Source organism: Chryseobacterium sp. LAM-KRS1, assembly GCF_013184525.1.
GTDB lineage: Bacteria > Bacteroidota > Bacteroidia > Flavobacteriales > Weeksellaceae > Chryseobacterium > Chryseobacterium proteolyticum.
Window position 1 is genome coordinate 457,111 of sequence record NZ_JAAOIZ010000005.1, and the last position, 22,161, is coordinate 479,271.

Here is a 22,161-nt window from a genome sequence, read left to right on the forward strand (position 1 = left end):
AATTTAAAATTTCAAATCAAAGCGTTTTTACAAGTATTTTATCACCCATATTTGATCTATTTACAAAAATTATCGTAAAACAATATTTTATATATGTATATCAATAATATTATAAGCAATATTTGGGAAAATTAAATATTTTTTAACACTAGATCTTATAGTAAAATGACACTTATATAGCAACAAATACTATTAAATTGCTAAAATGCAAGCTAAAACCACATCTATTTAAGCTTATCATTGAATATTTTTTAATAAACACAACTACATATTTTTAAAACACTATATATCAAATGATTAAATAAAACGGAAATAATAAAAAATGAAAAAAGATGATATGATAAGTTTGATATTGCTAAATGATGAAATTTTCTGATCGAGAAAATAAATATTTCTCTTTTGATAACTAAATCCTATTCGTTTGATTAAGCCAGTTTTTAGCGCTAAATTTGTGGGGCAAATTATTAAGGTATGAACTATCACACTAGAAAATGGGTAAAACCCGAAGATCTGAATCCTAATCATTCACTTTTTGGAGGCAGGTTATTACAATGGATCGATGAAGAAGCTGCTCTCTATGCTATCATTCAGTTAGAAAACACAAAAGTGGTTACGAAGTTCATTTCGGAAATCAACTTCGTTAGTTCTGCCAAACAGGGAGATATTGTTGAAATCGGGATTGAAGTAACAGCATTCGGTTCAAGTTCTATTACATTGCGATGCGAGGTACGAAATAAAATGACGCATCAAACTATTATCACGGTAGATAAAATTGTAATGGTCAATTTAGGTGAAGACGGAAATCCTCTTCCTCATGGCAAAACGCAGGTAGAATTCGTAAAGGACCGATTAAATAACCAGCTATGAAAATTTTCATCAAAAATATGGTTTGCGGCAGGTGCATTTCTGCCGTTTCTTCTATTTTTAATGATTTTGGGATCGGAATACAATCCATACAACTTGGGGAAGTGGAAACGGAATCAGATATTTCAGATCATGATATGCGTTCCATTGAAACAGAATTGGAAAAAACAGGTTTTGAAAGAATAAAGGATTCCTCCCATCAACTTGTTGAGAAAATCAAAAATCTCATTATTACCAAAATCAGCGAACTCGATATCGATGAAGACTTTTTATTATCAGAATTTCTGGCTTCAAAAATACATAAGGATTACAGTTCCCTTTCAAAAACCTTTTCCCAAAATGAGAATATTACTTTGGAGCAGTTTTTTATCCTTCAAAAAATAGAGAAGGTAAAGGAGCTTCTTTTGTATAATGAATTTACGTTAACGGAAATTGCAGGAAAGCTTGGTTATAAAAGTGTACAGCATTTATCCTCACAATTCAGAAACAGCACAGGATTCACCCCTACTGAGTTTAAAAAACTGAAAGTCCATAACAGAAAACCGCTTGACAGTTTTTGAGTGAAGTACCAGAGCGTATGGGATTAGTGAGAGTCTACGTGTTTAAGGTTTTAAGCACATTACAGTTAAAGATTATAAAAATAGCTTTTAAGTAGATTAGTACTTCAGTACTACAAGATCATAAAATCCCAAATAACTCAATATTACTCCATTATTCAATACCCTAATACCCTAACACCCTCCGACTCTCAAACATCCAAATACCCGATTTCCCAAATTCTATAACTATTATCCTTAAATTTATAACATACATTATTTTCCTTTACGGAATTTTGTATTATAATTTAAGATCATGGAACAACAATATAAAATACTCGGAATGAGCTGTTCCGGTTGTCAGAAAAAAATCTCTGAAAAGCTAAATTCAATCGAGGGAATTACAGCAGATATCAGTCTGGAAAATAATCTTGCAACTATTATCTCAGATACTCCAATTAACCTTAATACGCTAAACAAGGCTTTAGCCGAGATTGGCCATTATCAGCTGGAGGATCAGACGCAGCCGGAAAAAGCTTTCATTAAACCTCAGGATCGTGTTTCTCCATCTTCAGTTTACTATTGTCCTATGGAATGCGAGGGAGATAAAGTATACTTCAAACAGGGAGAACGATGCCCGGTTTGTCATATGTACCTTGTTCCTATTGAAGAAAAGCAAGCTAAGGACCCTAATTACAAACCGGCCTATTCTTCCAAACATTTGCCGGAAAACTTCAAAGACCATATTGGAAAATATTATTGTCCGATGTTTTGTGAAGGAGATAAAATATATGATGAAAAAGGCGACTGTCCGGTTTGTCATATGCACCTGGAAGAAATTACACAAGAGCTTGTTAATAATTCATCATCAGAACATACCCATCAACATTCTCATTCACACACCCACCATCATCATGAAGCTCCTAAAGTTACGGATGATATGGCTGGAAGATACTATTGCCCGATGTATTGCGAAGGAGACAAAACTTATGACAGCAATGTAGGGTGTCCTGTCTGTGGAATGGATCTTGTGAAATATCCTGAGAAAAAGACCGCAAAATATACCTGCCCTATGCATCCTGAAATTATACGGGACGAGCCTGGAAGCTGTCCCATATGCGGAATGGATCTCATAAGAATGCCTGATACTGGAGGGGAAGAAGATGATGAAACCTATAATATATTAAAAAGGAAATTCATTATTTCATTGCTATTTACCGTTCCCGTATTTATTCTTTCTATGGGAGGTATGCTGATTAACTTCCCGTTCTCTCATCAGATTCAGGGCTTTATTGAGCTGGCTTTAACAATTCCTGTGCTTTTCTATTCTGGGTGGTTTTTAATGAAAAGAGGCTGGGTTTCATTTAAAACATGGAATCTGAACATGTTCAGTCTGATTGCCCTGGGAGTTTCTGCAGCATTTATTTTCAGTATTGTCTCTCTTCTTTTTCCGGATATCATCCCACATGAAATCCGCGGTCACAATCATGAGATCCCTCTTTATTTTGAGGCGGTCTGTGTTATTCTTACGCTGGTTATCCTGGGGCAACTCATGGAAGCCGCTGCTCATAAAAAAACTGGAAATGCGATCAGGGAGCTGATGAATCTTTCACCGGATGAAGCCAACCTGATCGTAAATGGAGAAGAAAAAAGGGTTCTTCTTTCTCAAGTAAAGATCGGTGATTTTTTAAAGGTAAAGCCCGGAGAAAAGATACCGGTAGACGGAAAAATAACGGAAGGCAACTCTATTGTTGATGAAAGTATGATCACCGGAGAACCGATTCCTGTAGAAAAAAATATGGATGATAAGGTCTCATCAGGAACAATCAACGGGAATCAGGTTTTTATTATGAAAGCTGAAAAAGTTGGTGATGAAACCCTATTGTCCCAGATCATCAAAATGGTGAATGAAGCAAGTCGTAGTAAAGCACCTATTCAAAAATTAACCGATAAAGTTTCCAAAATCTTTGTACCGACGGTTATCCTTATTGCCGCTTTAACATTTGTCGGATGGCAATTCTTCGGGCCCGAAGGGAAAAGAAGTTTGTTTGCTTTCGTCAATGCTGTAGCTGTACTTATTGTAGCCTGTCCTTGTGCATTAGGTCTTGCTACTCCAATGTCTTTGATGGTTGGAATCGGAAAAGGGGCTAAAAACGGCATCCTGATTAAAAATGCCGAAGCTTTGGAACAAATGAACAAAGTAAATGTTCTTATTACGGACAAAACAGGAACTCTTACCGAAGGGAAACCATCTGTAGAACACATTGAAACAGTGGATAACGGAAATCAGGATCAGATTTTAAAATTAGCCTATTCATTGAATCAGAATTCAGAACACCCACTGTCTAACGCAGTCATTAAAAAAGCTAAGGATCAAAAAATCTCTTCCGCGAAGGTAGAAAAGTTTGAAAACATATCCGGAAAAGGGGTAAAAGGAATCATCGATGGAAAAACGGTGTATGTTGGAAACGAAAATCTCCTGACCTCTCATCAGATTGCCATTCCTGATAGTTTAAAACAGAAGGCAATTGAAGTTCAGTCCAAAGCGCATACGATTTCATATATTGCCGAGGATCATAATGTTTTAGGGTTCATAAGTTTTAGGGATAAAATCAAAGAAAGTTCTAAAAAGGCCGTTGAGCTCTTAATGAAAGAAGGTCTGGATATCGTGATGATGACCGGCGATAATGAACATACAGCTAAAGCTGTAGCGGATGAGCTGGGTATCATACACTACAAAGCCAATTGTTTACCTGAAGATAAATTAAATGAAGTTAAAAAACTTCAGAAAGAAGGAAAAATTGTCGCAATGACAGGTGATGGAATCAACGACTCTCCTGCTTTGGCACAATCCGACATCGGAATTGCTATGGGAACAGGGACGGATGTCGCTATTGAGAGTGCAGAGATTACTTTATTAAAAGGAGATATCATAGGTGTAGCCAAAGCTAAGCTTCTGAGTGAAAAACTATTGAAGAATATTAAGGAAAACCTCTTTTTTGCTTTTATCTATAATGTATTAGGAGTTCCTATTGCGGCAGGATTATTGTATCCTTTTTTTGGAGTTCTGTTATCTCCGATGATTGCAGCCGCAGCTATGAGTTTCAGCTCTTTATCGGTGATTCTTAATTCATTAAGATTAAACGCTGTCGATCTCGACATTAAATAATCAAATTTTCCTCCGGATTCCAGGTTTATAGATCAAATCCGGAGGAACTTTATAAAACCATGAAAAAAGAAATGTATCATATCGGTTGCTCAGGATTCTATAATAACGATTGGAAAGGCTCTCTGTATCCACAAGATGCATCTGCTAAAAATTTCCTTACGCTCTATTCTCAAGAATTCAATGCTGTAGAAATTAATTCTACCTTTTATAGAAAACCGACTCTGAAAACTCTTGTAAAATGGTTTGATGAAACTCCTGAAGAATTCAGGTTTTTTATTAAAATCCCCAAAACAATTTCCCACGAAAAAAGAATGAAAGATTGTAAGGACGAGATCGAAATCTTTTGCCGTCACATCCATGAGGGATTAAAAAATAAACTATCCGGATTTTTATATCAGTTTCCGCCTTCTTTCAAAAATACTCCCGAAAACCTTGATTTGGTACTAACACATCCAGACTTTGATTTTGTAAATGTAATGGAATTCAGACATATTTCATGGTGGACTGATGAAGTCTTAAAAGCTTTAAAGCAAAAAAACATTATTTTTTCTGGTGTCAGTTTTCCCGGAAATCTTCCGGAAGACTTAATGAGTAATCATCCTGAAATCATTTATTATAGACTTCACGGAAAGCCTGTGCTCTACAAATCTGAGTACACTCACGAATTTCTCAATCATTTGACCGAAAAAATACAAAAATCACAAAAGAAAGCGTTTATATTTTTCAATAACACCTGGGGAACTGCCGCAATCAAAAATGGCCTGTATCTGGAAAAAATATTATCTTGAAAACCCTTTACAATTAATAGATTAAAATATTATTAAAACTTATTTTTTTATAAAAATTGGCATGTATATTGTTAACATCTATTTGTAAATTTTAACGATAATTAACATTTAATCTCCAATTTTTTTATGAAAAACCTTTTTGCGGAAAAGTCGCGAAACCTGACTTTTCTTGGGATGTTTGCATTGGTGAGTGCAACTTCAGTTTTATTCAACAGCTGTAATGAGAAAAAAGACGCGAAAGATTCTGAAAAGATGATTTCCAAAGACCATCCCGTCGCAAAAATAGTCCCCGAATTGGAGGATGACGAAGCACCGACAGACAAAAGAGTTATTTATCTTACTTTTGATGATGGTCCTAATCGCGGGACCGAAAACCTTCTGAAAGTTTTACGCAAAAGAAATGTATGTGCTACTGCATTTATAGTGGGAAAACACTGCTATGACAGCAACAGACAAAAGAACGATATGGAACTGCTGAAAGCAGACCCATTAATTGAACTGGCCAATCACAGCTTTTCGCATGCCCACAACAAATATTCCAGTTTTTATAAAAATCCGGAAGCAGTTGTCCATGATTTTGACAGGGCAAAGGACAGTCTTACACTGCACAATAAAATCGCCAGAACTCCGGGCAGAAATATCTGGAGGCTCAACAACATCAATGTTACGGATATTAAAAGTTCTTCGCTGGCAGCCGATCATTTAAAAAAGGCAGGATATAAAGTAATCGGCTGGGATCTGGAATGGAAGCCCACAAACAGAATGGTCCTTAAAGGAAGCCACGAAGCCATGTTGAAAAAAGTAGACAGTATCTTTTTTAATGACCTTGAAAAAACATCAAGACATTTGGTATTCCTTACCCATGATCAGTATCTTTCGGATACCGATTCAATTAATGAGCTCGACCTGTTTATTGAAAAACTACAGAAGACCAATCGCTTTGTATTCAGAAAGATTTCCGCTTATCCTAAAATCAATGAAGTTTTAAATTAAAACATGAAACAAGGCTCATTCTGAAATTTCATGGCAAAAAAATAACTCAGACCTATTTAAAATTTTATAAAATCATTAGCTTTTTGCTATAAGAATTCAGAAATTTGCAATTATGAATATTAAAGAAAATTACAACAATATAAAGGGACAGCTTTCCGAAGGAGTTCAATTGGTAGCCGTTTCAAAAACCCATCCTGTTTCAGCTATTCAGGAGGTTTATGACCTGGGACAGAAAGTTTTCGGTGAAAATAAAGTCCAGGAGCTTATGGAGAAATATCCTCTGCTTCCGAAAGATATTCAATGGCACCTTATCGGGCATCTGCAAACGAATAAGGTAAAATATATTGCTGAATTTATCGACACGGTCCAGAGTGTGGATTCTGAAAAAGTATTGCTGGAGATCAATAAAGAAGCAGGAAAACATAACCGAAAAATTAAGGTTCTTCTGCAGGTAAAAATCGCTGCTGAAGACAGTAAATTCGGTCTTGAAATATCAGAAGCCAGAGAGCTCTTCCAAAGATACATCAATGGTGAATTTGCTAATATTCACATTACCGGACTTATGGGGATGGCTACATTCACTGACGATCAGCAACAGGTAAAAAAGGAATTTTTAACCTTAAAAAAAGTTTTTGATGAATTAAATCAATTAAAAAAACTGGATACCTTATCAATGGGAATGAGTGATGATTTCCCTATTGCCATTGAATGCGGGGCAAATTCCGTACGGGTTGGCTCTGCAATTTTCGGGCGAAGAGATTATTCTAAATAAAGTATTTAGGTATAGTTTTTGCTAATAATTCAATCAAAAAATCTAAATTTGCAACTATGCAAAAAATCCTTATAGTAGAAGACGAAAAAGCAATCTCAGGAGTACTGCACAGTATTCTGTCTGATGAACTTACCAATTATGAATTTGTAGTAGCCGAAGATGGTTTAGAGGGTTACAAACACCTGGAAAAAGAAGATTTCGCATTAGTGATTTCCGATATAAAGATGCCAAAACTTTCAGGAACAGAGCTTTTGAAGCAGACTTTGGTGTTAAAACCCGAAACTACTTTTATTATGATCTCAGGGCATGCAGATATTGATTCTGCTGTTTCTTGCTTAAAGGATGGAGCATATGATTTCATTTCTAAGCCTATCGATATCAACAGACTGATAACCAGTGTTAAAAATGCCTTAGCGAAAGAAACCCTGAAAAAGGAAAATAAGACGCTACAGAGTGAAAATAAAACACTTAAAAGAAAAGTCAACAAAAAATACCAAATGATCGGTGAATCTCCTGCATTACAGAAGATTCAGGATATGATCGAAAAAGTAGCTGTTTCTGATGCAAGAGTTCTTATTACCGGGCCTAACGGTGCAGGTAAAGAGCTGGTAGCGCATGCTATTCACAATCAAAGTGAACGGGCAAAGGGACCTATGATCGAAGTAAACTGTGCGGCGATCCCATCAGAACTGATCGAATCCGAACTTTTCGGACACGTAAAGGGTTCTTTTACCGGAGCTATCAAAGATAAGCAGGGAAAATTCGAACAGGCAACAGGAGGTACTATCTTCTTGGATGAAATCGGAGATATGAGCCTTATTGCACAGGCAAAGGTTTTAAGAGCACTTCAGGAAAGCAAAGTTTCTCCTGTAGGAAGCGACAAAGAAATAAAAGTTGATGTAAGGGTTCTTGCTGCCACGAATAAAAATATGCAGAAAGAAATTGAAGAGGGGAAATTCAGAGAAGACCTTTACCACAGGTTATCTGTAATTGAAATCTATGTACCTCCGTTGGATGAAAGAAAAGAAGATATCAAATTATTGGTAGAACATTTCTCAGGAATGATTTCGGATGAACATGGTACAGCCGTGAAAAAATTTGATGATGAAGCGATTGAAGCGCTTAAAGCCCTTTCATGGACTGGAAATATCAGAGAATTAAGAAATGTTGTGGAAAGATTAATTATTCTAGGTGGAAGCACAGTTTCCAAGGAGGATGTTGCAAATTTTGTAAGAAAATAATTTAATTATAAACTAAATAAATTATAAAAAATTTGCAGTAGTAACACTGCAAATTTTTTTTTGTTAAAACTATGAGCTTTTTAAATAAAAACTATACCAAAGAATGCCTTACTTTGGCGCTACCCGTAATGCTAACGCAGGTAGGACAAGTATCTGTTAACTTATTCGACAATATTATTGTCGGAAAACTATTAGGCGCAGATGCTTTAGCTTCCGTTTCTCTAGGAAATGCCGTATTTTTCTCGACATTTGTACTGGCACTGGGATTCTCTTTTGCGATCCCTCCCCTTGTTTCGGAGGCACATTCAAGACACGACCATGAAAGAATTAATTCCGTATTCAGCCATGGATTTGTGATCAATATGACTGTAGGAATTATTTTAATGGCAGTCCTGTTACTCGGATTACCTCTACTCTATCATTCGGGACAGCCTGCGAAGATCGTTCCTGATACAGTTCATTTTTTGGGAATTATGGCGATCAGTATGATCCCTTTTATGGCGTTTCAGACCTTGAGAGAGGTTTCTGAAGGGCTATCCTACACGATTGGTGTGACCAAAGCAACCATTATTGCAAACGTTATTAATATTGTTTTAAATTACGTTTTTATCAAGGGGCTTTTCGGATTACCTCCGATGGGAGTAAAAGGATCTGCTTTGGCCAGTTTGATCGCCCGGATTTTTATGGTGGTTTTTCTTTACTTCGTTTTGTTAAAAGAAGAAAGAACAAGACGCTATATCAAAGATTTTTCATTAAAGATCCAGGTGTTCTCCAGAAGTATGTTCGATAAAATGGTAAAATTAGGACTACCAACAGCCTTGCAAATGTTCTTTGAGGTAACTGCCTTCGCGGGAGCCGCTTTCATCTGTGGGTTGATTTCAGCTCATGATATTGCCTCTCACCAGATTGCATTAAGCATGGCCTCGTTTACCTTTAATTTATGTGTCGGATTCAGTGTAGCCTCTACCGTAATGATTGGAAGGAAGATGGGTGAACAAAATTATGTTGAGCTGAGAAAAGTTGGGCTTAATAATTTAAAAATTGCCTTTATCTTTATGTGCATCTGTGGAATTGTATTTATTCTGGGCAGAAATATTCTCCCAACATTCTTCACGAAAAAAGAAGAAGTTGAAGTGATAACACTGGCATCAAAACTAATGATTATCGCAGCATTATTCCAGTTATCTGATGGAATTCAGGTTACAGCATTGGGGATGCTTAGAGGAATACAGGATGTGAAGATCCCTTCTATTTACACTTTTATAGCATACTGGGTGATTACCGTTCCATTGGGCTACTTATTGTGTGTTACGCTAAATATGGGGGCATTCGGAATGTGGATTGCTTTAGGATTGGGATTAACCATTTCTGCGATCTTCCTGGTCAAACGTTTTTTAAATATGTCTGCAAAGAAAATCAGGCAGAATGCATCCATATAAAAAAAGCGGTCTTGTAAGACCGCTTTTTTAGTTATTATTCAGACTTTTCAACGCCCTGTTTAGGCTTCTTATGGTCACTCCTAAATAAGCAGCCATATCTTCTTTTGAAATTTCAATCTCCTGTTTGGATTGTAGCTTCAGAAGCTTTGCCAGATTATGTTCAGTGGTGTACAGCTGCTGGTAAGACGCCCTAGTCGATGTATTTACGATACGTTCGGCAAATACATCCAGCAAAAGGTTATTCAACGTAAGGTCATTTTTAATCACCGATCTCAAATAAGGGATGGAAATAGCGTATACAGAAACATTGGTCATAGCTTCGATGGAGCAAAGGCAATTAATATTTTTAATAAACTCTATTTCACCTATAATTTCACCTTTTCCCAGAAACTCCATAATATATTCCTTTTCATTTTCCTCTACAAAATAGCATTTTGTAATTCCTTCACGAATAAGCATTACTTTCGACGCCGCTTCGTTCTGGGTAAATATTTTCTGCCCCTTTGAAAATGATTTTATAACAATATCTTCTTTACGCTCCTGATTTACGTATAGCTGCTCTAAATACTTTAAAAATGCTTCGTTCGTTCGTAACATATAGGGTCCGGGACAAATGTCCTTTTCTGATGTATTTTTTATTCTGATTTTTGCCTTCAGAAATGTACAAAAGTAAAATGAAAAATCATATAACAACAATAGCATTTGATGCAGACGATACGCTCTGGATAAACGAGCCGTATTTTCAGGAAACGGAAAAGGAATTTTGTGCTTTACTGGAAGACTACCTTCCACATCACTCCGTTTCTCAGGAATTATTTAAAACCGAAATGCAGAATCTTCACCTTTACGGTTATGGGGTCAAAGGTTTTATGCTCTCTATGGTGGAAACCATCTGCAGAGTCTCAAGCGGAACAGCTTCACTCCAACTGGTCAATAAAGCAATTGAATTGGGGCATAATTTACTTCAGCAGCCTATAGAACTTCTTGAAGGTGTAACAGAGACTTTAGAACAACTAAAAGGAAAATACAGGTTGGTTATGGCTACAAAAGGAGACTTGCTTGATCAGGAACGTAAGCTTAAAAAATCCGGGCTCGAAAAATATTTTCATCACATAGAAATTATGAGTGATAAGAAAAATAGTGATTATCAAAAGCTATTGAAGCATCTGGATTGCAAACCTGAACATTTTCTTATGTTAGGAAATTCCATAAAATCAGATATTTTACCAGTCCTTGAGATGGGAGGCTATGCAGCTCATATCCCTTTCCATATCACCTGGGCTCACGAGCAACATGAACATCAGCTGAAACATGAAAGATTTGTTGAACTTGGTGATATCAGTGGGGTTTTGAAATATTTGTAATGATCAATTGATTTTATGCTTCCTGAATAAGTGGACAACGAATATAATTATATAATAATTCCCCCATATGCTAAATAGGTGAGTTTTGAACCTTTAATAAATTCTTCAAAGCTTGTCTTTTCATCAGCATTCATATTTTGAAGTTCAAAATAGTATTCCGAAGGATTAGCTCTTCCTTGCAGCATATATTCAAATGAATTTTTATGCCCAACCCTATTTTTGGGAATTATCCAAAACTTAAATCTTTTTGTCTGCGGATTTGGATTCAACAATACAAGTTCATTATTACTAAATATTTGAACTGCATTCTCATTGTCTAATTCTAATGGACTAAATAATTTATGTCCAAAAATTAAGGTAATTCTATTTCCTAAATCTCCTGAAAAGCCATCATCTTTTATAACATCAATTATTATTCTATCCTTTTCAACCTTTACATCAGAGTTTAAATAATTTTGTTTTATGTATTCCTTTTCAAAATGCCTTTTTGCTGAAAAATATTTTCCAGTTTCAAGACTATCAGTTTGTGCAAAAATTTTTCCAATAAAAATGAATAAAAGTAATGCTAACAATATTTTTTTCATAAGTGCTACTTCTTACTTTTTAACTTAATATATAAATTTCAGCTAAAAATAACAAAAAACTCGTCCAAAGGGACGAGTTTTTCAATTTATTTCTTGAGACATTTCTCCAGGAACTGATCTTGTTCCCATAGCAAATGAAGAATATTTTCTTTTGCGACATATCCGTGGGCTTCTTTAGGTAAAAGAACCATCTTTACGGGAGCACCCAGATTTTTCAGTGCCTGGAAATATCTTTCCGTCTGTAAAGTGAATGTTCCCGGATTATTATCCGCATCACCATGGATCAGCAATAATGGTGTTTTCATTTTATCAGCATTCATGAATGGTGACATTGTGTTATAAATTTCAGGTACATCCCAGTAGTTTCTTTGCTCACTCTGGAAGCCAAACGGTGTTAATGTCCTGTTGTAAGCTCCGCTTCTGGCAATTCCACACGCAAACAATTTAGAATGGGTTAAAAGGTTAGCGGTCATAAAAGCCCCGTAGGAATGTCCTCCTACGGCTACTTTTTTCTTATCGATATAGCCTAACTGATCTACTGCATTGATTGCTGCTTCTGCATTCGCTACCAATTGCGGAATAAAAGTATCATTAGGTTCTGTTTTTCCTTCCCCTATGATCGGGAATGCAGCATCGTCAAGAACAGCATATCCTTTTGTGGTCCAGTATACAAAAGAACCGTAATAAGGGAAGGTAAAGTCGTTAGGATTCTGAGTATTCTGCCCTGCCGTATTTTTATCTTTATATTCTGTAGGATAAGCCCAGATCAGCAAGGGAAGTTTTTCTTTTTTTGCTTTTCTGTCATAGTTTGCCGGAAGATAAAGAGTTCCCGTTAGCGTTACACCATCATTTCTTTTGTAAGTAATCACTTCCTTATACACATCTTTGATGCTTTCGAAAGGATTGGCAAAAGTAGTTACGGCTTCTGCTTTATTAGATTTGATGTTTTTCCTGAAATAATTAGGATACTGGCTCGCAGACTGCTGGATGGTCAGTACTTCACCTTTTGCAGGATTAAGGATATCTATAATATCTTCCTTAGCATTTTTTAAGTTTGAAGTGTAAAGTCTTTTCTTTTTTAATGTTTTCACATCCATTTCATCGATAAAAGGATGCTGTCCGTCCTTTGTAAATCCTGCTCCGATGAGATAAGCTTTTCCCCCTTTCATATCAATTACAGTTCTTCCGAATTCATTTTTTGTGGTATTGAAATTTCCGGGATCGCTGTAAACATCCTGATAGTTTCTGTCATCAATTACTTTTGACTCCCCATTGTTCAGGTCTACTAAAAATGACTTGGTATTTCTTGTATCATACCAATCTTCAGAAACGATAGCATAATGATCATTGGTCCAGCTTGTTCCTTCATATCTCTGCTTCGTTTTAAAGAAAGATTTTGCCGCATTGTTAAACGGTGCTTCCCAGGTGAAGATTTCATCTCTGTATTCAGCAGTTCTAGCCTGATCACCTCCATCCAGCGCTTCTGCGTAAACAAGTGTTGCCGGGGCATCGCTTCTCCAGCCCATATCTCTTTTACCTGTTCTTACTGAGGCAAAACCTTTAGGCATAATCTCATTTAAAGGGACTTCATTTACGACTTTCACCATGCTTCCTTTAGCATCATATACAGTTGTAGTCATGGGAAATCTGTTCAAAGGAACGATATACGAGAAAGGCTTTTTGATTGTGGTAACCATCAGGTAATTCCCATCCGGTGAAAAGCTCAGACCTGCATACATGTCCTGATCTTTCACTTTTTTTACGTTGCCGGAAAGATCTACGTTATAAATATCTGAAGCGGTAAGAATTTCAAAGTTTTTTTCATCCTGAGGATTTTTAAGAAGATCCTGATACGTTCTGTTTTGGGATACTTTTCCATCCGCAGTAGATACAATAGGTCCTGTTGGCAGATCCTTGCTTGAATCTATCAATGCAGGTCTGTTTTGCGGAAGCACTTTTATCAGTAAATTCTGAGAATCTTTATACCACGTATAAGGACTACCCAGGTTAGCGTTGAGATTATCATTGGTAACTTTCTTAGCCGTTGCCGTTTCAAGGTCCACGATCCAAAGCTCTACTCCTTTTGCTGTTGTATTGGTAAAGGCAAACTTTTTTTCATCGGGAGAAAAAGAAGTATTGGTTATTTTAGGATTGGAAGGCAATCCTTTTACCTGAACCTCACTTTTATCATTGATTTTTCTAACCTTAAGGTTATTGGAGTAAGTTGCTGAACTAGAAATATTCGTCACAGGATTGATTCTGAGACCACCTAATTTCATTTCCTGCTGACTAAGATCTTCTAGGGTTTTATAGGTAGGACGGTAAGTAAAAACTACCCAATCCTTTTTACTGTTCATTAAAACACTTGGAGGTCTTTCGTAGTCTGCAAGTTTAAGAATTTCAGCAGACGGCTTTTGATAAGTAACATTTTCCTGCGCTTCATAAAAATTAAGGAACGCAAGAAGGCAAACGGTTAGTTTTATCTTCATTATATACATTTTTTACGAATTTAGTAAATTTTGTTATTATAAAGGGTAAACAACAATCATTTAGCCTGTCCTGCAACTTGTAAAATCCGATAATTACCTAATGATTTTTACAACATAATCGAGATTATAAGGTGAAGATACATCGTGAATTTTATCTTTTATAAAACAAAAAGAGGGCATACAATTATGCCCTCTTTATTATATCGGTATGCATCTACCAATCGGATGCCCTTTTTCGTTTTTCTATCATGTAATCCACCGAGATCTTTCCGGCTCCATAAGCGATTAAAAGAAGATAAACAGAGAGGTAAATAAAAGCCAGCTCTTTTTTCTCAAATGGATCGGATCCATGAACTACAAATCCCGCAATAATCATTGTAAAGATAAGGAAACCCAGAGCTACTCTGGTAAATAATCCTAAAATAAGGAGTATTGAACATACAAACTCTGCTATAATGGTAAGAATTAAAGAGATCTGCGGACCAAGTCCTAAGAAATCATAAAAATCTATCTTGCCGCCTTCCAATAACATCTGGAGTTTGGGATATCCGTGTGAAAGCATGGCAAATCCAATAAAAACTCTCACAATTAACAGTATAATATCTCTAAATATGGGATTAGAATTTGAGTTACTATAATTCATGTATGAAAAATTTAGTTTAAAGATAGTAAAATCTTTCTATACAACGATGATTATTGATGTTTTAGTTTATCTGTACCCAAAATTCTTTAGATCCCTGTCGTTTTTTCTCCAGTCTTTTTTCACTTTTACGAACAGGTTCAGGTGAATTTTTTTATCGAAAAATTTCTCTAGATCCACTCTCGCTTCCGTACCCACTTTTTTTATTGCTTCCCCTTTATGTCCAATGATAATCCCTTTTTGGGTATCTCTTTCCACATAGATAATAGAGTCTATAAAAATGATTCCTTCCTTTTCTTTAAATTGTTCGGTAACCACTTCTACGGAATAAGGAATCTCCTTTTCATAATTCAAAAGGATTTTTTCACGGATTGCCTCATTAACAAAAAAACGTTCCGGCTTATCTGTATACTGGTCCTTATCATAATAAGGCGGGTTTTCTGGAAGCATCGATTTTAGCTTTGGAAGGATAACGTCCGTGTTAAAGGCATTTAATGCAGAAATCGGCAAAATTTCAGCCTTAGGAATCCTGTTATGCCATTCTTCTACCAGCTTTTCAAGACCTTCCTGGTTGGTCTGGTCTACCTTATTTAATAAAAGTAAAACCGGAACCGGAATTTTATTCAGTTTTTCAATGAGAAATTCCGAAGGTTCCGCTTTATCTGTAACATCTACAATGAATAAAAATACATCGGCATCCTGTAAAGAGTCCTTTACAAAATCCATCATCTTCTCCTGCAGACCATATTTAGGATCCAACACCCCGGGAGTATCGGAAAATACGATCTGTAAATCCTCTTCATTATAAATTCCAAAAATACGGTGACGTGTTGTCTGTGCCTTCTGCGTTACAATCGCAAGCTTCTCTCCCATCAGCTGGTTAAGGAGCGTTGATTTTCCTGCATTAGGTTTTCCAACTATATTTACAAATCCTGATTTGTGCATAAAAATTATATTACGGACTGCAAAGTTAGTAAAAGAAAACTGGTCTTTAGGATAAATTTTAAAGATTTAAGTCTTTAATGCTGGTCCCTGAACTTTTGAAATTCTTCATATTCATACTCCGGACATGCCCCTTCTTTTGACGTAATGAATGCTCCTAATGCAACAGCTTCTTTCATAATGATTTCCGGAGCTTCCTGCTGTATTCTTTTGGATATAAATCCCGCCAGAAAAGAGTCTCCACTTCCTACGGTGTCTGCAATGGTGATCGGAACAGCCGCGCAGGTATAGCTTTCTGTCCCTTTAAAATACCTGGCACCTTTGCTTCCTTTGGTAAGAACTATTTCCTTAATCTTAAAATGATCCTGAATTAAAGCAGCACTCTGATCTTCATCAATATATTCTTCATTAAGAAAATCGATGATCTGTCTCATTTCTGCTTTGTTCATCTTTACAATATCAGCTTGATGAAGTAAATCTTTAATGAGCTGTACCTCTATGAACGGAGGTCTGAAATTGACATCAAATATTTTAAGTTTTGCATGTTCCAAAAGCTTAAAAAGAGTTTCTCTTGTTTTTTTATTCCGTGCGGATAAACTTCCAAAAATAAATGCCTGGGCATGAGATACCAATTCAGTAAGCTCCGGAAGGTTTTCTATATAATCCCAGGCTACTTCATTAATAATTTCATAGCTGGCTTCATTATCCTCATCAATAGTAGCTACAACGGTACTCGTTGGTTTATCAGCATCGACCTGAATATAGTCCGTTGTCATTTCCCAGTTTTTGATCTGACTGACCAGCTGGTTACCAAGATCATCGTTCCCTATTCTGCTGAGTACCTTCGCATCAATTCCCGTTTTAGAAACATGATAAGCTACATTAAAAGGTGCTCCTCCAGCTCTGGATCCTTGTGGAAATATATCCCAAAGAACTTCTCCGAAACATACTACATACTGATTATTTTTTTTCATTAGGTTAAACGTTTAATATATAGGTTAAATTTTTTATTTGACTGATTTTTTTATAATTAATTCTGCTTCACAAACTATTGTTTCTCCCTTTTCAGAGAAATTTTTTGTTTGTTCATCGAGGAGTTTTACAGCTTGTCTGGCCATTTCTTCCAACGGCTGTCTTATATAGGTAATTTCTGTAGGAAATAAATTGTAGGCATCGGTTTCATCAAAAGCAATGACAGAAACATCTTCAGGAACCCTGATCTTATTTTTTACAAGATAATGCAATCCTGCATTTCCTATTTTATTGTTTAAAAAATATAATCCTGTTTTTCCTGCACCTATTTTAAGATGTTCATCTAATCCTGCATGAACTTTTGAGGTAACATTTCCCATTTCTACCAGCACTTTCTTTGATGCAATACCGTGTTCCTTGATTTTTCTCTCAAACCCTCGCTGTCTGTCAAGCAAATGCGGAAGATGGGTATTGTATCCCACATAGATCAATTCATCAAATTTATGCTCCATCAGATAGTTGAAAACCTGCCCGGAAATTTCAAAATTATTGAGCGTTACTGCAGGAAGCTCAACATTTTCGAGATAATAATCAATAGACACAATAGGATATTCGTCCTTTAGCAGCTTCTTAATGATATCATCAGAGCCTGCTACAGGACTTACAAGCATTCCGTCCACCTGTTGCTGAGAAAAAAGCTCCGTAAGCTTTTTAAACTTATCAGGGTTTTCATCAGAACTTCCGATAAGTATGGTATACCCCAGCTTCATGGCTTCATTTTCTATACAACGCGCAATATTGGAATAAAAATCATTTGAAATATCAGGAACAATGAGACCTATTAGCTTGCTTTTGCTCATTTTTAAGCTTCTGGCAATCTTATTGGGTGTATAATTTATTTCTTCTGCAATATCCAGAATTTTATTCCTGGTTACTTCACTGATTCTGCTTCCCTCCTTTTTGTTGATCACATAAGAAACAGTTGCAACGGAAACTCCGGCAATTCTTGCAATGTCTTTAATGGAAGCTCTCTTCATTTTGTTTATTTGGCGGCGTACAAAAATATTTTATATTTACTAAAAATGAAATAAAAACAGAATTTATTTTATATCAAATTACAGATGCTTATAATTTCTTGAAAAATCACAAATTCACCTTATATATAACTATAGATCAGAAATATACAACTCTTATTTTCATTATCTCTCAGCTGTTTAATCCTAATTGACCAGAATATTATTTTGCGATTTACTCATTTTAAAGATCGCAAATGTAAAAATTAACCATAACATCTTCATTAAATCAGTAAAAACAAATAATTTTGACTGATTAGAATTTGCCTTCATGACTATAGACGAAATCATCGATAATTTACTGATTCTTCCTGAATCTTCACGGGAAAAGCTTAAAGCTCATATTACTGAAGCAGCTTATCCTAAGGGATTTTGCCTCATGGAAGCAGACAAGATCATTCCTTATGTTTATTTTATTAAAAAGGGAATTGTTCGGGCCTATGCCTCCACCCAGGATAATGATATTACTTTCTGGTTTGGCAGTGAAGGAGAAACGATTGTCTCCATGAAAAGTTATGTAGAAGATAAACCGGGTTATGAAAGTATCGAGCTGCTGGAAGAATGTGAGTTGTACCGGTTAGAAACAGAATATCTCCGAAAACTTTTCAATGAAGACATCTACATTGCCAATTGGGGCCGTAAGTTTGCAGAAAGAGAGCTTGTAAAAACTGAAGAGTTGATTATATCCAGACAGTTCAAAACTTCTACCGAACGCTACAAAGACCTGATGCGTGACAAACCCAATCTTTTGAGAAGGGTTCAGCTGGGACACATTGCTTCTTATCTTGGAATTACCCAGGTAAGTCTGAGCAGAATCCGGGCTGAAATCAAATAATACATGATTCCATGGTTTATCATAAAATTAAGTTTTTTTACGCAATACTTTTATACTCAATAAAAAAATACAACCTGGAGCCATCAATGTTCAGACAGCCATATAATGTAAATAAACAACATTATGCAAGTCTTAATAAATTTATTTATACTTTACAGAAATCAGATATTTAAAATTCATAAAAATCAAATTAAAACAATTAAAAAATAACAATACTACAATAAAACCAAAGTAAAAACAAACATCATTCAAAAATTCTAATATTATTCTAATTTTTTTGTTTCTCCATTTTTCTGCTTTTTTCTAACTTTGCACAAAACACAAACAAATGAAAAAAATCACAATCGCTTGTGCAACATTCCTATGTATGATGCTGCACGCTCAGGTTGCTATTGGAAAAAGCAGCATCACCAATCCCAGTACTCTTCTTGAATTTGGACTTGAACCTAAAGGTATTATCCTACCTTCCGTAGATGATGCGCCCGGTGCAACAGGAGGGACCTTTATTGTCAATATCAATGACAGAGCCGTACAATACCATGATGGCACAAACTGGATCAACCTAACCAATACAGGAGAATCTGTAGCCAATCCTTATGTAAATACACAAATTGCTGACAAAGCAACCGACCATGGGGTTATTATAGGTGACAATACCTCTTCCAAGCCAGGAGTATTGGTATTGGAATCGACTACCAAAGCCATGATCTTACCAAAAGTCTCTAATCCGCAGAGTACGATTAAAAGTCCGGTAACCGGAACAATAGTATACGATACAAACAGTGATTCCTTAGCAGTTTGCGATGGGCAAAACTGGTTCTTCTGGCAGTAAACTTACTTCAAGACTAAACACTGACCTATTATTTATCCCTTATGATGACTCAAAAGGTCAGATAAATATGTGTGCCGTTTTGTAAGACGGTAAGCAGAGGTGGATAAATCTTATGATTTACAACTTTCTTATGGCCAAAACCGGGCACAGTTTCTATTAATATATAATATAATAATATAAAAAACACAATTTTATGATGAAAAAGTATATGTATTTCTGTCTGCTGGTTATATCCGGGATTTCCGGAAGCCTTCAGGCACAATGCGGAGGCGCCGGATGTAATGGAAACACTTACGTTAAAAGCAGTGATCCGAATACCATTGAATATGATAATCTGATTTCTACTTTTCACTCTTCTATGCTTAAAGAAGCCTCAGGAAGAGTATTAATATGGGGAGAATACGCTGCAGCAAATGGTACCGATAACGTCCTTTCACCAACTGAAATCAACAGTACTAATTACCCTAGACTTACCGGGACCATTCTTAGATATGCCGGAGGAAGTGCAGGTGGTGATGGTGCACAGTTTATCGTATTAACAACAGATGGTTTATTTATATGGGGAAACTTGAATACTGTTGTTACCAATTCTATAACAAATCGTACTGCATTCCGGAAAGTAAGGATCCGCACTGCGGGCGAATCAGTTGCTAAGGAAGATGGCTTACCAGAAGGTGTAAGTCCAGGGGATGTTAAAATGATGTTTGGTACGCGTAGCACATTAGCTATTACTACATGTGATGGACAGGCATGGGTTTTATCCATGTTCGGCAATAAAAACGGGGACGGATCTGCACAATCTGCAGTTAATAACAGTCTTTGGCACAGAGTAAAAACAGGTAACGGAGCTAATGACTATCTAACCGATGTTGTTGCTGTAAGAGGAACCAGAATGGGATTAATCGCTTTAACATCCACAGGTAAACTCTATACATGGGGATCCGGGACTTATTTAGGAGATAATTCTGGTGCAGCATCGAGGACGTATGCAACAGAAATGACTTTACCTTCCGACTGGCCCGCAGGAGCGAGGCCAAAGATGATTGGAATGACGACCAATAATAGTAGTACCCCTAACACTTATTATCTTCTTGCTTCAGATGGAACATTATATAGCCTGGGAAACAATCGTTATCGAGAGTTGGGAGATTTCACAGTGAACGACAGCAGATCATGGATCAGAGTAAAAAAGTCCCCTACTGAAAATATGACCGATATTGCATGGATCAGTCCTAGTGAGCACGATAGCTATTATTCAGCAATAAATGCCCTCACTACGGACGGAAAACTGTACAGCTGGGGAACTAATGACAGAGGTATGCTTGGAGGAGGAGGAGCTACATTTATCGATCCTACCTATATGCCTGGGCTGGATGCCAATGATGTTTTGATGGCCGTAGAAACAGGGGGGCATACCAGCATGGTTATTAAGCAGTGCAGCCAGAATTTCGGTTATGTAGGACATTCATCCAGTGGAAGTATGGGTAATGGTTCAGCCTTAGAGGCAAATGCATATAATTACACCTTCTTCACAGCAAGGGTAAACCTTTGTGGTGCCAATACACAGCCCAATGTCATCAGCAAAAAAACATGTCCCGGGGCTACTGTTAACCTTGCAGACCTGCATATTGGAAATATACCCGATGAATATGAACTGAAATGGTATACAACCTCTACAAAAGATGCTGGAACTGAAGTTACCAATCCGGCAGCAGTAGGACCAGGAACCTATTATGCTTTTTACATTACTACTAATCCCGAAAGTTGTGACTCACCGGCTTCAGATGCCGTGATCATTTCAGAATTCGGTTCAAGCGATCCTGAGTACAAGGATTGTTCCTGTAAAAGACCAATAGAAACAGGAACTCCTTTATTAAGTAAATTTGGAATTTCAACCAAAGAATCACATGCTGATAACTGGCCAACCCAGGTTCCTAATGGTTATATAGTGCTGGATGCTTCTAAAAAAGGAATGGTAATTACTCACATGACCACCGCACAGATCAATGCATTAACACCCGTAACAGGAATGATCGTTTACGATACTGATGCAAAATGTATCAAATTGTACAGAGGAGATAATCCCGCAATTGCACCTGACAGAAAAGGATGGGTATGTATCCAGCAGGGATGCAATTAAAAAAGCGTTCTCAATAATAAATAGTGTTTTCATTTAGTGTTACCTGCCTTTCGGGGCAGGTATTTTTTTGTAACCGTCGAAAATATCATTTTTTAACATTTGTAAAATTATTTTCCCCTTTAAATACGGAACTTTGCATCAGAAAAAAATAAAAAAATGAACTGGATTATTTTAATTATTGCAGGGTTGTTTGAAGTAGCTTTTGCTTCCTGTCTTGGAAAGGCAAAAGAAACATCAGGATCAGAAATGTATTATTGGTTTGCCGGTTTTTTGGTTACCATGACCATTAGTATGCTTCTTTTAATCAAGGCAACGCAAACTTTACCTATCGGAACTGCATATGCTGTATGGACGGGGATTGGTGCAGTAGGCACTGCTTTAATGGGAATGCTCTTTTTTAAGGATCCGATAACGTTCTGGAGGATATTCTTCTTGTCAACGCTGATTGGTTCCATCATCGGATTGAAAGCAGCATCTCACTAATTAAA

At 36.4% G+C, this 22,161-nt stretch carries 20 protein-coding genes; 13 read left to right on the top strand and 7 right to left on the bottom strand.

The window, feature by feature from the left end; translation table 11 throughout:
- Positions 1-471 precede the first annotated feature (471 nt).
- The 8 genes from G9C87_RS16710 to G9C87_RS16745 all read left to right on the top strand — a co-directional run bounded on the left by G9C87_RS16710 (position 472) and on the right by G9C87_RS16745 (position 9,802).
- A complete protein-coding gene (locus G9C87_RS16710) occupies positions 472-867 on the top strand; it encodes an acyl-CoA thioesterase (protein ID WP_172283226.1) in 396 nt (131 codons plus the stop codon).
- Positions 864-1,424 (top strand): helix-turn-helix domain-containing protein, encoded by a 561-nt coding sequence (locus tag G9C87_RS16715; protein ID WP_172283228.1) that lies wholly within the window; start codon positions 864-866, stop codon positions 1,422-1,424. Before G9C87_RS16710 ends, G9C87_RS16715 begins: the two co-directional genes overlap by 4 nt.
- Positions 1,425-1,716: 292 nt before the next feature.
- Positions 1,717-4,569, top strand: a complete 2,853-nt coding sequence (locus G9C87_RS16720; protein ID WP_172283230.1) for a heavy metal translocating P-type ATPase — start codon at positions 1,717-1,719, stop codon at positions 4,567-4,569.
- 59 nt (positions 4,570-4,628) lie between these two features.
- Positions 4,629-5,357 carry a DUF72 domain-containing protein gene (locus tag G9C87_RS16725; RefSeq protein WP_172283232.1) on the top strand — a complete coding sequence of 243 codons (729 nt, stop codon included), beginning with the start codon at positions 4,629-4,631 and terminating at the stop codon, positions 5,355-5,357.
- Positions 5,358-5,483: 126 nt separating this feature from the next.
- Complete coding sequence (locus G9C87_RS16730; protein WP_172283234.1) at positions 5,484-6,350, top strand: polysaccharide deacetylase family protein; 867 nt, start codon at positions 5,484-5,486, stop codon at positions 6,348-6,350.
- 112 nt (positions 6,351-6,462) lie between these two features.
- Positions 6,463-7,122, top strand: a complete 660-nt coding sequence (locus G9C87_RS16735) for a YggS family pyridoxal phosphate-dependent enzyme (RefSeq protein WP_172283236.1) — start codon at positions 6,463-6,465, stop codon at positions 7,120-7,122.
- A gap of 56 nt (positions 7,123-7,178) precedes the next feature.
- A complete protein-coding gene (locus tag G9C87_RS16740; protein ID WP_172283238.1) occupies positions 7,179-8,363 on the top strand; it encodes a sigma-54-dependent transcriptional regulator in 1,185 nt (394 codons plus the stop codon).
- Positions 8,364-8,434: 71 nt separating this feature from the next.
- Positions 8,435-9,802, top strand: a complete 1,368-nt coding sequence (locus tag G9C87_RS16745) for an MATE family efflux transporter (RefSeq protein ID WP_172283240.1) — start codon at positions 8,435-8,437, stop codon at positions 9,800-9,802.
- Between the two features lie 27 nt (positions 9,803-9,829).
- Here G9C87_RS16745 and G9C87_RS16750 read toward each other — a convergent pair whose 3' ends face one another.
- The gene (locus tag G9C87_RS16750) at positions 9,830-10,399 is read right to left on the bottom strand and encodes a Crp/Fnr family transcriptional regulator (protein ID WP_172283242.1); all 570 of its coding nucleotides are present in this window, start codon (positions 10,397-10,399) and stop codon (positions 9,830-9,832) included.
- 77 nt (positions 10,400-10,476) lie between these two features.
- On the opposite strand from G9C87_RS16750, the gene G9C87_RS16755 reads away from it, so the two are divergent.
- On the top strand, positions 10,477-11,166 hold the full coding sequence (locus tag G9C87_RS16755; RefSeq protein WP_172283244.1) for an HAD family hydrolase: 690 nt from the start codon (positions 10,477-10,479) through the stop codon (positions 11,164-11,166).
- A 47-nt stretch (positions 11,167-11,213) separates the two neighbouring features.
- On the opposite strand, the gene G9C87_RS16760 is transcribed toward G9C87_RS16755, so the two are convergent.
- The 6 genes from G9C87_RS16760 to G9C87_RS16785 form a co-directional block, all read right to left on the bottom strand.
- Positions 11,214-11,750, bottom strand: a complete 537-nt coding sequence (locus tag G9C87_RS16760; RefSeq protein ID WP_172283245.1) for a hypothetical protein — start codon at positions 11,748-11,750, stop codon at positions 11,214-11,216.
- Between the two features lie 86 nt (positions 11,751-11,836).
- Positions 11,837-14,239 carry an alpha/beta hydrolase family protein gene (locus G9C87_RS16765; RefSeq protein WP_172283247.1) on the bottom strand — a complete coding sequence of 801 codons (2,403 nt, stop codon included), beginning with the start codon at positions 14,237-14,239 and terminating at the stop codon, positions 11,837-11,839.
- Positions 14,240-14,453: 214 nt separating this feature from the next.
- Entirely contained in the window at positions 14,454-14,882 is a 429-nt protein-coding gene (locus G9C87_RS16770; protein ID WP_172283249.1) for a DoxX family protein, read from the bottom strand.
- 66 nt (positions 14,883-14,948) lie between these two features.
- Positions 14,949-15,824 carry a GTPase Era gene (gene era, locus G9C87_RS16775; protein WP_172283251.1) on the bottom strand — a complete coding sequence of 292 codons (876 nt, stop codon included), beginning with the start codon at positions 15,822-15,824 and terminating at the stop codon, positions 14,949-14,951.
- Between the two features lie 74 nt (positions 15,825-15,898).
- A complete protein-coding gene (locus G9C87_RS16780; protein ID WP_172283252.1) occupies positions 15,899-16,795 on the bottom strand; it encodes a carbohydrate kinase family protein in 897 nt (298 codons plus the stop codon).
- Between the two features lie 33 nt (positions 16,796-16,828).
- Positions 16,829-17,830 (bottom strand): LacI family DNA-binding transcriptional regulator, encoded by a 1,002-nt coding sequence (locus G9C87_RS16785; RefSeq protein ID WP_172283254.1) that lies wholly within the window; start codon positions 17,828-17,830, stop codon positions 16,829-16,831.
- Positions 17,831-18,137: 307 nt separating this feature from the next.
- Between G9C87_RS16785 and G9C87_RS16790 the strand changes: the two genes are divergently transcribed.
- The 4 genes from G9C87_RS16790 (at position 18,138) to G9C87_RS16805 (ending at position 22,156) form a co-directional block, all read left to right on the top strand.
- Complete coding sequence (locus G9C87_RS16790) at positions 18,138-18,701, top strand: Crp/Fnr family transcriptional regulator (protein WP_172283255.1); 564 nt, start codon at positions 18,138-18,140, stop codon at positions 18,699-18,701.
- A gap of 328 nt (positions 18,702-19,029) precedes the next feature.
- On the top strand, positions 19,030-19,533 hold the full coding sequence (locus G9C87_RS16795) for a hypothetical protein (protein WP_172283257.1): 504 nt from the start codon (positions 19,030-19,032) through the stop codon (positions 19,531-19,533).
- A gap of 193 nt (positions 19,534-19,726) precedes the next feature.
- Entirely contained in the window at positions 19,727-21,673 is a 1,947-nt protein-coding gene (locus G9C87_RS16800) for a hypothetical protein (protein WP_172283259.1), read from the top strand.
- 156 nt (positions 21,674-21,829) lie between these two features.
- Positions 21,830-22,156, top strand: a complete 327-nt coding sequence (locus G9C87_RS16805) for a DMT family transporter (RefSeq protein ID WP_172283261.1) — start codon at positions 21,830-21,832, stop codon at positions 22,154-22,156.
- Positions 22,157-22,161: the final 5 nt, after the last annotated feature.